At 74.6% G+C, this 14,677-nt stretch carries 11 protein-coding genes; all 11 read left to right on the forward strand.

Annotated features, from left to right (window positions below; translation table 11 throughout):
• On the forward strand, positions 1-534 hold a 534-nt coding region (gene ftsL / locus ABD811_RS40585), incomplete at its 5' end, for a cell division protein FtsL (protein WP_344958493.1).
• Between the two features lie 547 nt (positions 535-1,081).
• On the forward strand, positions 1,082-2,824 hold the full coding sequence (locus ABD811_RS40590; RefSeq protein ID WP_486303622.1) for a peptidoglycan D,D-transpeptidase FtsI family protein: 1,743 nt from the start codon (positions 1,082-1,084) through the stop codon (positions 2,822-2,824).
• Between the two features lie 105 nt (positions 2,825-2,929).
• Positions 2,930-4,501: a UDP-N-acetylmuramoyl-L-alanyl-D-glutamate--2,6-diaminopimelate ligase gene (locus ABD811_RS40595; protein WP_344958497.1), complete on the forward strand. Its 1,572-nt coding sequence runs from the start codon at positions 2,930-2,932 to the stop codon at positions 4,499-4,501.
• A complete protein-coding gene (locus ABD811_RS40600) occupies positions 4,498-5,895 on the forward strand; it encodes a UDP-N-acetylmuramoyl-tripeptide--D-alanyl-D-alanine ligase (protein ID WP_344958499.1) in 1,398 nt (465 codons plus the stop codon). The genes ABD811_RS40595 and ABD811_RS40600 overlap by 4 nt, the downstream gene beginning before the upstream one ends.
• Positions 5,892-6,953: a phospho-N-acetylmuramoyl-pentapeptide-transferase gene (gene mraY / locus ABD811_RS40605; protein ID WP_344958501.1), complete on the forward strand. Its 1,062-nt coding sequence runs from the start codon at positions 5,892-5,894 to the stop codon at positions 6,951-6,953. Before ABD811_RS40600 ends, mraY begins: the two co-directional genes overlap by 4 nt.
• A gap of 8 nt (positions 6,954-6,961) precedes the next feature.
• Positions 6,962-8,422, forward strand: coding sequence for a UDP-N-acetylmuramoyl-L-alanine--D-glutamate ligase (gene murD / locus ABD811_RS40610; RefSeq protein ID WP_344958503.1), 1,461 nt, complete (start codon positions 6,962-6,964; stop codon positions 8,420-8,422).
• Positions 8,423-8,477: 55 nt separating this feature from the next.
• Positions 8,478-9,758 carry a putative lipid II flippase FtsW gene (gene ftsW / locus ABD811_RS40615; protein WP_344958505.1) on the forward strand — a complete coding sequence of 427 codons (1,281 nt, stop codon included), beginning with the start codon at positions 8,478-8,480 and terminating at the stop codon, positions 9,756-9,758.
• A gap of 39 nt (positions 9,759-9,797) precedes the next feature.
• Positions 9,798-10,889 carry an undecaprenyldiphospho-muramoylpentapeptide beta-N-acetylglucosaminyltransferase gene (gene murG, locus ABD811_RS40620; RefSeq protein ID WP_344958507.1) on the forward strand — a complete coding sequence of 364 codons (1,092 nt, stop codon included), beginning with the start codon at positions 9,798-9,800 and terminating at the stop codon, positions 10,887-10,889.
• An 88-nt stretch (positions 10,890-10,977) separates the two neighbouring features.
• Positions 10,978-12,390, forward strand: a complete 1,413-nt coding sequence (gene murC, locus ABD811_RS40625; protein ID WP_344958509.1) for a UDP-N-acetylmuramate--L-alanine ligase — start codon at positions 10,978-10,980, stop codon at positions 12,388-12,390.
• A gap of 117 nt (positions 12,391-12,507) precedes the next feature.
• A complete protein-coding gene (locus ABD811_RS40630) occupies positions 12,508-13,227 on the forward strand; it encodes a cell division protein FtsQ/DivIB (protein ID WP_344958511.1) in 720 nt (239 codons plus the stop codon).
• Between the two features lie 388 nt (positions 13,228-13,615).
• The coding region (gene ftsZ / locus ABD811_RS40635; RefSeq protein WP_344958513.1) for a cell division protein FtsZ at positions 13,616-14,677 on the forward strand (1,062 nt) is incomplete at its 3' end.

A 14,677-nucleotide genomic window follows, 5' to 3' on the forward strand; every position in this document is an offset into this window, starting at 1 on the left:
GCCCCGGCCGCCGCCCCGCGTCCCGCCGCCCGGCGGAGCACGGCGCCGCCGCGCACGCCGTTCGTGCTGCTGATCGTCGGGCTGCTGGGCGGGGCGCTGGTGAGCCTGCTGCTGCTGAACACGGTGCTGGCCGAGGACGCGTTCACCCTGACCCGGCTGCAGAAGAACAACAAGATGCTCGCCCAGCAGAAGCAGGCGCTGCAGGAGGACATCGCGCGCGAGGAGTCGCCCGCGATCCTGGCGCAGCGGGCCGAGGCGCTCGGCATGGTGCGGCCCACGCAGGTCGCCTACCTCGACGAGCCCACCGGCCGGGTGATCGGCGGGCCGGTGCGTCCGGTGCCGCACGCCGCGGCCGCCACCGCGGGCGCCGCGGGCGTGGTCGGCATCCCCGGCGCCGTGGTGCCGGGCGAGGGCGTGCCGACCGCCCCCGGCACGGGCGCCGCCGGCGACCAGGGCGGCACCGGCCAGACGCAGAACGGGCAGATGCGGCAGCCGTCCGCGCAGCGGCCCGGCGAGCCCACCGGGGCGCCGTGAGCACGGGGCACGCCGAGGGAGTGACGCGGTGACGGCTCGGCCGGGACGCGGTACGGCGGGGCCGCCGCCCGGCCGCCGGGGCGGCCCGCAGGGACGCGGTTCCCGCGGGTCGGGGGCGCGCCCGGAGGACAGGAGCGAGAAGAGCGGCCCGGGCGGGGCGCGCGCGTCCGGGCGCCCGGCGGGCGGCGCGCCGAAGGCACCGGGTGCGGGCGGATCGGCGGGCACGCCCCGGCGCCCGGCGCGCGGAGCCGCCGTGCCGCCGCCCCGCAAGGGCGAGCCGGGCGACGCCGTCCCCAAGCGCACGCCTCCCCGCGACAGGAACAAGGACAGGGAGCCGGGCGGCAAGACCACCAAGCCGGCCAAGCCCGCGGCCAGGACGGCGACCAGGACGACGCGTCCGTCCTCCAAAAGCGTGCCCAAGGGCACCGCAAAGGGGGCCGCCAAAGGGGCCGCCAAGGGCGCGCCCAAGGCCGACGGCGCGGCACGGCCCAGGAAGGGCGGCAGGCCGCCGGGGCCGCCGCGTCCGCCGAAACGGCCCCGGCCGCGCATCCCGTTCCACCGCCGCGACCCGATCAAGCGGCTGAACGCGGGGCTGCTGGTGGTGGCGTTCGTGCTGTCGCTGTTCGCCGGGCGGCTGGTGCAGCTGCAGACGATCGAGTCGGCCGCCTACACCGAACGGGCCAAGCGGCAGCGGCTCCAGGACATCGAGCTGCCGGCGGTGCGCGGCGACATCACCGACGCCCAGGGCAACGCGCTGGCCATGACCGTCGAGGCGCGCGCCGTCTTCGCCGACCCCCTCATGATCGAGCCCAAGGACCGGCAGAAGGTGGTGTCCACGCTGGCGCCGATGCTGGGCCTGGACCCGGCGGACGTCATGAAGGTGATCAGCAAGCCGGGCAGCCGGTTCGAGTACCTGGCGCACGGGGTGCGGCCCGACCGGGCCCGGCTGGTCCTCGCCGAGAAGCTGCCCGGCATCGGCACGAAGCCGGAGTACCGGCGCGAGTACCCCAACGACGACCTGGCCGCGGGCGTCATCGGGTTCGTCAACGCCGAGGGCGAGGGCGGCGCCGGGCTGGAGTACTCCATGAACAAGCAGCTGGCCGGCCGGCCCGGGTGGCAGAAGGTGGAGATCAGCCCCGAGGGCCAGCACATCCCCATGGGCGAGGCCCAGAAGCGGCCCTCGGTGCCCGGCCGCGGGCTGCGCCTGACGCTGCTGCGCGACCTGCAGTTCAAGGCGCAGGAGGCGATCGAGGAGCGGGTGCGCGAGACCGGCGCCCGCAACGGCAGCGTCATCGTCATGGACGTGCGCACCGGGCAGCTGCTGGCGCTGGCGTCGGCGCCCGGCTACGACCCCAACGAGTACGGCCGCTCGTCGCAGAAGCACTGGAACAGCCCCATCGTCCGGGAGGCCTACGAGCCCGGCAGCACCAACAAGGTGATCACCGCGGCCGCCGTCATGGAGAAGGGCGGCGTCACGCCGGACACGCCGTTCACCGTGCCCTACAGCATCACCAGGTACGACCGGACGTTCCACGACTCGCACCACCACCCCACGCAGCGGCTGACGTTCGCCGGCGTGCTGGCCACCTCCAGCAACGTCGGCACCATCCTGGCCAGCGAGCGGATCTCCCAGCAGACGCTCTACCAGTTCCTGCGCGCCTTCGGGTTCGGGGAGAAGACCGACATCGGGCTGCCGGGCGAGACCCCCGGGCAGCTCAGCCCGCCGAGCAAGTGGTCGGGCACCGACCGCTACCCGATCTCGTTCGGGCAGACGGTGTCGGTGAACGCGCTGCAGATGGCCAGCGTCTACGCCACCATCGCCAACGGCGGCGTCCGGGTCGCCCCCAACCTGATCCTGGGCAGCACCGGCGGCGACGGCTCGTTCACCCCGGCGGCGGCGCCCGAACGCCGCCAGGTGATCAGCGCCGACACCGCCCGCAAGCTGCGCGACATGCTGGAGGGCGTCACGTCCAAGGAGGGCACCGCCCCCAAGGCGCGCATCAAGGGCTACCGGGTGGCGGGCAAGACCGGCACCGCGGAGATCGTCAACCCCGCCTGCGGATGTTACCGGGGCGGCGGCTACACCGCCTCCTTTGCCGGATTCGCGCCCGCCGACGACCCTCAGTTGGTCGTTCAGGTGGTCCTGCAGGACCCGCGGCGGGGAAGCCACTATGGTGGCGATGCGGCCGCGCCGGTGTTCAGGGACGTGATGAGCTTCGCGCTGCAGACCCGGAAGATTCCGCCGACGGGAAGCAAACCGCCGACCGTCAAGATCTACGCCCGGGACTGACCGCAGCGAGTACCCTCTCTCGCCGTGAGTTCAGCATCGGCACCTTCGTCCGCCCGAACGTCCGTCCAGACGTCCGCCCGAACGTCCCGTACCGAAAGACACGCCATGCGCCCGACGACCACTCCGGCCCGGCCGCTGTCCGGGCTGGCGGCGCTGCTGGGGGTCGCGGACGCCGGGGACGGCCGGGACCCGGCGGGAGTGTCGGTGACCGGCATCACCCACGACTCCCGGCGGGTGCTGCCGGGCGACCTGTACGCGGCGCTGCCCGGCGCCCGCGCGCACGGCGCCGACTTCGCCCGGCAGGCCGCCGCCGCGGGCGCGGCGGCGATCCTCACCGACCCCGCCGGACGCGACCGGGCCGCCGCCGCCGGACTGCCCGTGCTCGTGGTCGACGACGTGCGGGCCCGGCTCGGCCAGGCCGCCGCCTGGGTGTACGGGGAGCCGGCCCGCGACCTGGCCCTCATCGGCGTCACCGGCACCAGCGGCAAGACCACCACCGTGTACCTGCTGGAGGCGGGGCTGCGCGCGGCCGGGGTGGACACCGCCGTGATCGGCACCGTGGAGGTGCGGATCGGCGACGAGCGGGTGCCCGCCGCGCTGACCACCCCCGAGTCCACCGACCTGCACGCGCTGTTCGCCGCGATGCGCGAGCGCGGGGTGGGCGCGGCGGCCATGGAGGTCTCCAGCCACGCGCTCGACCAGGGCCGGGTCGGCGGCGCCCACTACGAGGTGGCGATCTTCACCAACCTGTCCCAGGACCACCTGGACTACCACCCGACCATGCGGGACTACTTCGCCGCCAAGGCCAGGCTGTTCACCCCCGAGTACGCGCGGGTCGGCGTGGTCAACCTCGACGACGAGTGGGGCCGCGAGCTGGTGGAGGTCGCGACCATCCCGCTGACCACCTACTCGGCGACCGGCGACCCGGCGGCCGACTGGCGGGCCGAGGACGTGCGGGTCGGCGCCGACGGCAGCGTCTTCCGCGTGGTCGGCCCCGGCGGCATCGAGGCCGACGCCGCCGTCCAGCTCCCCGGGCCGTTCAACGTCGCCAACGCGCTGGCCGCGATCGTGGCGCTGGTGGAGGCGGGGCTGACGCTGCCCGCCGCGGTGCACGGCGTGGCGTCGCTGACCGGCGTGCCCGGCCGCCTGGAACGCGTCGACGAGGGCCAGGACTTCGTCGCTCTGGTCGACTACTCGCACAAGCCGGGCGCGGTCGAGGCGGTGCTGACCGCGCTGCGCCCGCTCACCGAGGGACGGCTGGCCGTGGTGCTGGGCTGCGGCGGCGACCGCGACCGCGGCAAGCGCCCGCTGATGGGCGAGGCCGCCGCGCGGCTGGCCGACATGGCGTACTTCACCAACGACAACCCCCGGTCCGAGGACCCCCTGGCCATCCTCGCCGCTATGGTCGAGGGCGGGCTGAAGGTGCCGCAGGGGCAGCGCGCCCATGTGGTGGTGGAGCCCGACCGCGCAGCCGCGATCGAGCTCGCCGTCGCCCGCGCCCGCCGCGGCGACGTCCTGGTGGTGGCCGGCAAGGGCCACGAGCTGGGCCAGTACGTGGCCGGCGAGGTGCTGCCGTTCGACGACCGGGAGGTCCTGCGCGCGGCGCTGCGCCGAACGCAGGCCGCCGCGGGCGCGTCCAACGTCGAGAACGCACGAGGAGACAGGACGCAGGCGTGATCCCACTTCCGCTGGCGACGATCGCGGAGCTGACCGGCGGCGTCGCCCACGGGGACGGCGCGGACGCCGTGGTCCGCGGCCCCGTCGTCATCGACTCACGGGCCGTGGAGCCCGGCGCGCTGTTCGCCGCGCTGCGCGGCGAACGCGTCGACGGCCACGACTTCGCCGCCGCCGCGCTGGCCGCCGGGGCCGCCGGGGTGCTCGCCGAGCGCCCGGTCGGCGGGCCCGCCGTCGTCGTCGACGACGTGCGGGCCGCGCTGGGGCGGCTGGCGGCCGGGGTGCTGGCGCGGCTGCCCGGCACCACCGTCATCGCGGTCACCGGGTCGGCCGGCAAGACCTCCACCAAGGACCTGATCGCCCAGGTCGTCGGGCGCGCCGGGCCGACGGTGTGGCCGCCGGGCTCGTTCAACAACGAGATCGGCCTGCCGCTGACCGTGCTGCGCGCCGAGGAGTCCACCCGCCACCTGGTGCTGGAGATGGGCGCCCGCGGCGCCGGCCACATCGCCTACCTCACCGGCATCGCCCGGCCGCGCGTCGGCGTGGTGCTGAACGTCGGCACCGCGCACGTCGGCGAGTTCGGCAGCCGCGAGAAGATCGCCGAGGCGAAGGGCGAGCTGGTGGAGGCGGTGCCCGCGGACGGCGCGGCGGTGCTGAACGCCGACGACCCGCTGGTGCGCGCCATGGCCGCCCGCACCCGCGCCCGCGTCGTGACGTTCGGCCGGTCCGCCGGCGCCGACGTGCGGGCCGCCGACGAGCGCATGGACGACACCGGGCGCCCGCGGTTCACCCTGGTCACCCCGGAGGGGTCGGCGCCGGTGGAGCTGCGCCTGCACGGCGCCCACGCCGTGCTGAACGCGCTGGCGGCGGCCGCCGTGGCCCGGGAGGCCGGCATGGGCGTCGCCGAGGTCGCCGCGGCGCTGTCGGACGCCGCCCCGGCCAGCCGCTGGCGCATGGAGGTGACCGAGCGGCCCGACGGCGTGACCGTCGTCAACGACGCCTACAACGCCAACCCCGAGTCGATGCGGGCCGCGATCGACGCCGCCGCGCACATGGCCCGGGGCCGCCGGGCGTGGGCGGTACTGGGGGAAATGGCCGAGCTCGGCCCTTCTTCCGCCGCGGAACATGCCAAGATCGGACAGCACGTCGCCGAACGGGGGTTCGCCGGGCTCGTCGTGGTCGGCGGGAACGCGGCGGCGATGGCCGAGGGGGCCGAGCGAGTGGGGTCATGGACGGGAGAGTGCGTACAGGTGGATGACGTCGGCGCGGCCGTGACCGCGCTCCGCGAGCGGCTGCGGCCGCGGGACGTCGTGCTGGTGAAGGGCTCTCGCGTCGCGGGGCTGGAGCGGGCCGCCGAGGCTCTGCTCTCCGGTGGGCCGGAGGGTGACCGGGCGTGACCAATATCATCATCGCCGCCGGGGTGGCCCTGGTGTTCGGCATGCTCGGCACCCCGGTGTGGATCCGGATCGTCCGGCGGCTCGGCTACGGCCAGATGATCCGCGACGAGGGCCCCGAGGCGCACCTGACCAAGCGCGGCACGCCCACCATGGGCGGCGCGGTGTTCATCGTCGGCTCCCTGGTCGGGTACGGCGCGGCCCACCTGTTCACCGGGACCGCGCCGACGATCTCCGGCGCGCTGGTGCTGTTCCTGATGGCCGGGCTCGGCCTGGTCGGCTTCGTCGACGACTTCATCAAGGTGTTCAAGCAGCGCAGCCTGGGCCTGCGCAGCGGCGCCAAGATGATCGGCATCGTGATCGTCGGTGTGGTGTTCGCGGTCGGCTCGCTGAACTTCCCCAACGGCTACGACGTGACCCCCGCCTACCCGCAGCTGTCGTTCCTGCGCGACTTCGGGCCGTACATCGGTCCCTACCTGTTCGTGGTGTGGGCGCTGGTGCTGATCGCCGCGACGTCCAACGGCGTGAACCTGACCGACGGGCTGGACGGCCTGGCCGCCGGTCCCGCCGCGATGGTGCTGGGCGCCTACGTCATCATCGGCAACTGGCAGCTGCGCAACAGCTGCTACGACTTCGCGCTGGCGCCCAACTGCTACAGCGTGCGCGACCCGCTGGACCTGGCGGTGGTCGCGGCCGCGGTGCTCGGCGGCGTGTTCGGGTTCCTGTGGTGGAACGCCCCGCCCGCGAAGATCTTCATGGGCGACACCGGGTCGCTGGCCCTGGGCGGCGTCCTGGTGGGCCTGGCCATCCTCACCCGCACCCAGTTCCTGCTGGCCATCCTGTGCGGCCTGATCGTGATGATCACCCTGTCGGTGATGATCCAGGTCAGCTGGTTCAAGATGACCAAGAAACGGGTGTTCAAGATGGCCCCGCTGCAGCACCACTTCGAGCTGTCCGGCTGGGCCGAGACCACCATCGTCGTCCGGTTCTGGCTGATGTCGGCGCTGTTCACCGCGATCGGTCTCGGCCTGTTCTACCTGGAATGGATGCCCAAGGGGTGAGCGGCTCGATGGGTGACTGGCGCGACCGCGCGGTGTGCGTGGCAGGCCTCGGCGTGTCGGGCCGGGCCGCGGCCCGGGTCCTGGCCGAGCGCGGCGCCCGCGTCACCGTCGTGGAGGCCCGCGACGACGACGCGCTGCGCGACCGGGCCGAACGGCTGCGCGCCGACGCGGGCGTGACCGTCCGCCTCGGCGACGGCGACACCCTGCCCGCCGGCACCGACCTGGTGGTCACCTCGCCCGGCTGGCGGCCCGACGTGCCGCTGCTGTCGGCCGCCGCGACCGCCGGCATCGAGATCATCGGCGAGGTCGAACTCGCGTGGCGGCTCGCGCACGGCACCCGCAGCGAAGCAAGGGATGCCGTGCGTTCTGGGGGGTCGTCCCCCCTGGAACAACAGGGCGGGGCAGGCGGACAGGGGGCGGCGCCGTGGCTGGCGCTGACCGGCACCAACGGCAAGACCACGGCGGTGCGGATGCTGGCGTGCATGCTCACCGCCGCCGGACACCGCGCCGTCGCCGTCGGCAACGTGGGCACGCCCATCGTCGAGGCGGTGCTGGACAAGTACGACGTGCTCGCCGTGGAGCTGTCGAGCTACCAGCTGCACTGGTCCAGCACGGTGGCGCCCTACGCGGCGGCGGTGCTGAACGTGGCGCCCGACCACATCGACTGGCACGGCTCGTTCGAGGCGTACGCGGCCGACAAGGGCAGGATCTACGCGCCCGGCACGGTGGCGATCGTCAACGCCGACGACCCGGTGTCCACGCGGCTCGGCGGGCCCGGCGCCAAGGGCTTCACCCTCGGCACGCCCGCCCCCGGGCAGCTCGGCGTGGTCGAGGACCTGCTCGTCGACCGCGCGTTCGTGCCCGACCCGCGGCGCGAGGCCGTGGAACTGGCCGAACTGTCGGACGTGCGGCCCTATGCCCCGCACAACGTCGCCAACGCCCTGGCCGCCGCGGCCCTGGCCCGCGCCTACGGCGTCCCGCCCGAGGCCGTACGGGAGGGGCTGCGCGCGTTCACCCCCGACCCGCACCGCATCGCCCACGTGGCGAACGTGGACGGCGTCGACTACGTCGACGACTCCAAGGCCACCAACCCGCACGCCGCCGCCGCGTCGCTGGCGTCCTGCCGGTCGGCGGTGTGGATCGCGGGCGGCCTGCTCAAGGGCGCCGACGTCGACGACCTGGTCCGCGCGTGCGCCGACCGGCTGCGCGGCGTGGTGCTGCTGGGCGCCGACCGGGCACGGATCGCGGAGTCACTTGCGCGACACGCGCCGGATGTCCCGGTGGTGGACGTTCCCGACACCGACACTGGGGCGATGGACCGCGTCGTGTCCGCCGCCGCCGGGCTGGCCCGGCCGGGTGACACGGTGCTGCTGGCCCCCGCGGGCGCGTCGTTCGACATGTTCGCCAGCTACGGGGCGCGCGGCGACGCCTTCGCCGCGGCCGTGCGGCGGCTCGCCGAGTCCCGGTAGGGCGCGGCGGGAGGCGCGGGTCCGGCGCAGCGCGAAAGAGGAGGGGAGCGCGAGCATGAACGCCGCCGTGCCGTCGGCGCCGGCGGGCGACGGCCGGGAGGAACGCCCGCGCCGGGCCGGGCCGCGCGAGCACGTCGCCGCCGCCGTCGGCCTGCTGGACCGCCCGCTGACCTCGTACTACCTGGTGCTCGGCTGCTCGATCATGCTGCTGGCGCTGGGGCTGACCATGGTGCTGTCGGCGTCGCTGGTCCAGCAGATCCAGGCGACCGGGTCGGCGTACACGCTGTTCCAGAAGCAGGCCATGTGGATGGCGATCGGGCTGCCGCTGATGTGGCTGGCCTCGCGGCTGCCGGTGCGCACGTTCCGCGCGTTCGCCTATCCGCTGCTGCTGCTGTCGATCGTGGCGCTCGGCCTGGTGCTGGTGCCCGGCCTCGGCCACTCGGCGGGCGGCGCGACCCGCTGGATCAGCCTCGGGCCGTTGCTGGTGCAGCCGTCCGAGCCCGCGAAGCTGGCGCTGGTGCTGTGGGGCGCCGACCTGCTGGCCCGCAAGGAGCGGCTCGGCCAGCTCAACGAGTGGCGGCCGCTGCTGGTGCCGCTGCTGCCCGGCGCCGGGATGCTGGTGCTGATGGTGATGCTCGGCAGCGACCTCGGCACCACCCTCGTGCTGCTGACGATCTTCCTGGCGCTGCTGTGGGTGGTCGGGGCCCCGGGCCGGCTGTTCGTCGGCATGGCCGGGCTGGTGTGCCTGCTGGTGGCGATCCTGATCATCGTCGAGCCGTACCGGCTGCAGCGGCTCACCGGCTACCTGGACCCGTCCCAGAACCAGTACACCACCAACTACCAGGGCACCCAGGGTCAGCTGGCGATCGCCTCCGGCGGCTGGCTGGGCACCGGCCTGGGCGAGGGCCGGGCCAAGTGGGACTTCCTGCCGCACGCCGAGACCGACTTCATCTTCGCGATCATCGGAGAGGAGCTCGGGCTGGTGGGTACCCTCGTGGTGCTGAGCCTGTTCGGGCTGCTGGCCTACGCCGGGCTGCGCATCGCCCGGCGGGTCCGCGATCCCTTCACCCGCCTGGCCGCGGCCGGGGCCACGGCGTGGGTGGTGGTGCAGGCGATCGTCAACATCGGAGCCGTGATCGGTGTGCTTCCCATCACCGGGATCCCGTTGCCGCTGGTCTCCTACGGGGGGTCGGCGCTGATCCCGACCCTGATCGCGCTCGGCATGCTGCTGGCCTTCGCCAAACGCGAGCCCGGCGCCCGCCAGGCGCTGGCCGCCCGGGGTCCCGGGCCGGTCGCCCGCGCCCTAAGCTGGCTTGGCCTGGCACGGCGTCAGTGAGTCCCCCCGTCACGAAATGCTGAGGAGATGTAAGCGAGCATGAGGGTTGTCCTGGCCGGCGGCGGCACCGCCGGACACATCGAGCCCGCGCTGGCCCTCGCCGACGCGCTGCGGCGCATCGATCCCAACACAGGGATCACCTGCCTCGGTACCGAGCGGGGCCTGGAGACCCGGCTGGTCCCGCAGCGGGGCTACCAGCTCGCGCTGATCCCGCCGGTGCCGCTGCCCCGCACCCTGACGCCGCAGCTGCTGACCGTCCCGGGCCGGCTGCGCGGCGCCATCAACGCGGCCGCGGGCGTCCTGGACCAGGCGCAGGCCGACGTGCTGGTCGGGTTCGGCGGGTACGTGGCCACCCCCGGCTACCTGGCCGCCCGCAAGCGCAAGATCCCGATCATCGTGCACGAGGCCAACCCCAAGCCGGGCCTGGCCAACAAGCTGGGCGCCCGGTTCACCGAGCACGTGGCCGTCTCGCACGCCGACTCGCCGCTGCCGAACGCCCGGTTCGTCGGGATCCCGCTGCGCCGGGAGATCGCCACGCTGGACCGGCTGGCGATGGGGGACAAGGCCCGCTCCTACTTCGGGCTGCTGCCCGACCTGCCCACGCTGCTGATCTTCGGCGGCTCGCAGGGGGCGCGCTCGCTCAACCGCGCCGCGGTGGCCGCCGCCCCGGCGTTCCGGCAGGCGGGCATCCAGGTGCTGCACATCGTCGGGCCCAAGAACACCGAGGAGCCCGAGCCCGCCGCCGGCGGCCCGCAGTACGTCACCATCCCCTACTGCGACCGGATGGACCTGGCCTACGCCGCCGCCGACATGGCCATGTGCCGGGCGGGCGCGATGACCTGCGCCGAGCTGACCGCCGTGGGGCTGCCCGCGGTGTACGTGCCGCTGCCGCACGGCAACGGCGAGCAGCGGCTGAACGCCGAGCCGGTGGTGGCGGGCGGCGGCGGCCTGCTGGTCGACGACGCCGAGCTCACCCCGGAGTGGATCGTGCACCAGCTGCTGCCGGTGCTGGCCGACCCGGGCCGTGTCGCGGCCATGTCCGAGGCCGCCGGGCGGCTGGGCCGCCGCGACGCCGACCAGGCGCTGGCGCAGATGGTGTACGAGGTCGTCCGCGCGGCGGGCCACCGGTGACGCGGCGGGCCGCGGGCGCCCCCGACGCCGCCGGCGTGGCCACGGCGCGCGGCGAGAGGACGGGCAACGAGGGGACGGGCACCGCCCGATGAGTCTGATCAGTCCTGGTGAGGTCGTGCCGGCGGGGGAGCTGGGCAAGGTCCACTTCATCGCGATCGGCGGCGCCGGCATGTCCGGCGTCGCGCGGATCATGTTGCGGCGCGGCATTCCCGTCTCCGGCAGCGACGCCCGGGACTCCGAGCTGCTGGCGCAGCTCGGCGAGCTGGGGGCCAAGGTGTTCGTCGGGCACGACGCCGCCCACCTGGGCGACGCCGACACCGTGGTGGTGTCCACGGCGATCCGCGACACCAACCCCGAGCTGGTGGCGGCGCGCCGGCGCGGGCTGCGGGTGCTGCACCGGTCGGCGGCGCTGGCGTCGCTGATGGCGGGGCGCCGCGCGGTGGCGGTGGCGGGCACCCACGGCAAGACCACCACCACCTCGATGCTCACGGTCGCGTTGCAGCGGGTCGGCGCCGACCCGTCGTACTGCATCGGCGGGCAGCTGGTCACCACGGGGCTGGGCGCCGACGAGGGCTCCGGGGACGTGTTCGTCGCCGAGGCCGACGAGAGCGACGGCTCGTTCCTGGCCTACAGCCCGCGGGTGGCGGTGGTCACCAACGTCGAGGCCGACCATCTGGACAACTACGGCGGGTTCGAGAAGGTCAAGGAGAACTTCGTCCGGTTCGTCGACCGGATCGAGCCCGGCGGGACGCTGGTGGCCGGGGCCGACGACCCGGTGGCGATGGAGCTGGCCGGGCGGGCGCGCGAACGCGGCCTGACGGTGCGCACCTACGGCGAGGCGCCCGGCGCCGACCTGCGCGTCACGGGTTTCACCCCGCGCGGCCTGGGCTCCCGGTTCCACGTCGAGGGCGTCGGCGACGTGGCGCTGACCGTGCCCGGCCTGCACAACGCGCTCAACGCCACCGCCGTGCTCGCCGTGGCGCGGGCGCTGGGCGCCGAGCTGGCCGGGGTGCTGGACGGGCTGGCCTCGTTCGGCGGGGCGATGCGCCGCCTGGAGCCCAAGGGCGAGGCGGCGGGCGTGCAGGTGTTCGACAGCTACGCCCACCACCCGACCGAGCTGACCGCCGACCTGCGCGCCACCCGCGACTACGTGGAGCAGAAGGGCGGCGGCCGGATCGTCGCGGTGTTCCAGCCGCACCTGTACAGCCGCACCCGCTTCTTCGCCGCCGAGTTCGGCGCCGCGCTGGGGCTGGCCGAGGTCGCGGTGGTGCTGGACGTGTACGGCGCCCGGGAGGATCCCGAGCCCGGCGTGACCGGCGCCCTGGTGGCCGACGCCGTGCCCGAGGCGACGCGCACCGTGTACGCGCCGGTGTTCGACGAGGTCCCCGCCCTCGTGGCGGACCTGGCGCGGCCCGGCGACGTGGTGATCACCCTGGGCGCGGGCAACGTCACCGACCTGGGCCCGCGCATCCTGGAGGGCCTCGCCGCCCGCACGTCCTGAAGGGAGCGTTCCGCGCGCCCTGGGACGGACGCCCCAGAGTGTGATCTTTGGGGAGTTTCGTCGTCGCCGGGCGTGGGATCCCCGGAATCGCCGGCCGGCGCGGCCATCCTGGACGGCATGACCAACGTCGGCGGGCAGACGGGAACGCGGCGCGGCCACCCGGGCCGCTGGAAGGTGGCGTTCGTCACGCTGCTGGTCTTCGGAGTGCTCGGCGCGGTGGGCTGGGTACTGCTGGGCTCGCGGCTGCTGGTGGTGCGCACCGTCGAGATCACCGGTACCGAGCTCGCCCCGCGCGACCGGATCGTGGCCGCCGCCGGGGTGCGCCTGGGCGTGCCGATGGTGCGGCTGGGCACCGAGGAGGCGCGGGCGCGGCTGGAGCGGCTGCGCGAGGTCGAGTCGGCCACGGTGGAGCGGCGCTGGCCCACCACCGTGCGGATCGTGGTGCGCGAACGCGTCCCGGTCGCGGTGGTGCAGCGCGGCGGCCGGTACTACCGGCTCGACCGGCACGGGGTGGCCGTCGCCGACGGCGCGTCCCGGCCGTCGGGGCTGCCCGAGCTGGTCACGGGGTCGCCGGGGCCGTCGGATCCGGCGACGCTGGCGGCGCTGCGCGTGCTGGGGGAGCTGCCCGGCCGCCTCGCCCCGCGGGTCGCCGAGGTGCGGGCGACGGGCGCCGAGTCGGTGACGCTGCGGCTCACGGGCGGGCCCCTGGTCGTGTGGGGCTCGGCCGAGCGCACCGAGGAGAAGGCGCGGCTGCTGGAGGCCCTGCGGCGCACGGCCGCGGGGCGCTCGGCGCGGATCATCGACGTCAGCTCGCCCGAGGTCGTCACCACCCGGTGAAACCGCGGCGGTGCGTGTGTCGGGGCGATTCCGGGCGCCCGATGGGGCACGCTGGGAGCATGGAAGGCCTGGCGTGCTTCGCCAACCGGGGCAAGCGGGACTCACCGCGACACGCCGGATCGGTTGGCCGGGGGTTAGTTGACCCTGGCGGTTGGGCCGCCCTACTGTCCGTATCAGTCAGCAGGTTGACATAACTGTAAGCCTCAAGTTGAGGGTGAGGGTTTGTCCGGACGGCACCGCCGCCGTCCACGGCCCGCGGCACCGGCCGCACCCGCGACGGAGGCGGCAGGCGACAACCACACAGACATCAGGTCCAGAGCACCGCAGCGACCCGGTTCGCCGAACCGGGTCGTCCGGTCCGATAGAGCGAGCGGAAAGGCCCCTCGTAGTGGCAGCACCGCAGAACTACCTCGCGGTCATCAAGGTCGTCGGCATCGGCGGCGGCGGTGTCAACGCCGTCAACCGGATGATCGAAGAGGGACTCAAGGGCGTCGAGTTCATCGCGATCAACACCGACGCCCAGGCGCTGCTGATGAGTGACGCCGACGTCAAGCTGGACGTGGGCCGCGAGCTCACCCGGGGCCTCGGCGCGGGCGCCAACCCCGACGTGGGCCGCAAGGCCGCCGAGGACCACCGCGAGGAGATCGAGGAGGTGCTCAAGGGCGCCGACATGGTCTTCGTCACGGCGGGCGAGGGCGGCGGCACCGGCACCGGCGGCGCGCCCGTGGTGGCCAACATCGCCCGCTCGCTGGGCGCGCTGACCATCGGCGTGGTCACCCGCCCGTTCAGCTTCGAGGGCAAGCGGCGCGCCATGCAGGCCGAGGCCGGCATCGAGACGCTGCGCGACGAGGTCGACACCCTCATCGTCATCCCCAACGACCGGCTGCTGTCGATCTCCGACCGGCAGGTCAGCGTGCTCGACGCGTTCAAGGCCGCCGACCAGGTGCTGCTGTCCGGTGTCCAGGGCATCACCGACCTGATCACCACCCCGGGCCTGATCAACCTGGACTTCGCCGACGTCAAGTCGGTCATGTCCGGCGCCGGATCGGCGCTGATGGGCATCGGCTCGGCGCGCGGCGACGACCGCTCGGTGGCCGCCGCCGAGATGGCGATCTCCAGCCCGCTGCTGGAGGCCAGCATCGACGGCGCGCACGGGGTGCTGCTGTCCATCTCCGGCGGGTCCGACCTGGGCCTGTTCGAGATCAACGAGGCGGCCCAGCTGGTGTCCAACGCCGCCGCGCCCGACGCCAACATCATCTTCGGCGCGGTCATCGACGACGCCCTCGGCGACGAGGTGCGGGTCACGGTGATCGCGGCCGGGTTCGACGAGGGCCGTCCCAGCAAGCCCGCGCCCGAGCCGGACACCCGCCGGCTGCCCCCGCCGCCGCGTCCGGCCCCGCCGCCGCCCGGCGCCACGGGCGGCAACCCGATCCCGAGCCGGGTCGGCCGG

Origin of the sequence: Actinomadura miaoliensis (assembly GCF_039536785.1) — a bacterium.
Taxonomy (GTDB): domain Bacteria; phylum Actinomycetota; class Actinomycetes; order Streptosporangiales; family Streptosporangiaceae; genus Spirillospora; species Spirillospora miaoliensis.

Excerpts from the sequence above, each read along its gene's own strand:
- murG (WP_344958507.1), top strand. The coding sequence starts at position 9,798 with ATGAGGGTTGTCCTGGCCGGCGGCGGCACCGCCGGACACATCGAGCCC.
- ftsW (WP_344958505.1), top strand. The coding sequence starts at position 8,478 with ATGAACGCCGCCGTGCCGTCGGCGCCGGCGGGCGACGGCCGGGAGGAA.
- ABD811_RS40630 (WP_344958511.1), top strand. The coding sequence starts at position 12,508 with ATGACCAACGTCGGCGGGCAGACGGGAACGCGGCGCGGCCACCCGGGC.
- murD (WP_344958503.1), top strand. The coding sequence starts at position 6,962 with ATGGGTGACTGGCGCGACCGCGCGGTGTGCGTGGCAGGCCTCGGCGTG.
- murC (WP_344958509.1), top strand. The coding sequence starts at position 10,978 with ATGAGTCTGATCAGTCCTGGTGAGGTCGTGCCGGCGGGGGAGCTGGGC.
- ABD811_RS40595 (WP_344958497.1), top strand. The coding sequence starts at position 2,930 with ATGCGCCCGACGACCACTCCGGCCCGGCCGCTGTCCGGGCTGGCGGCG.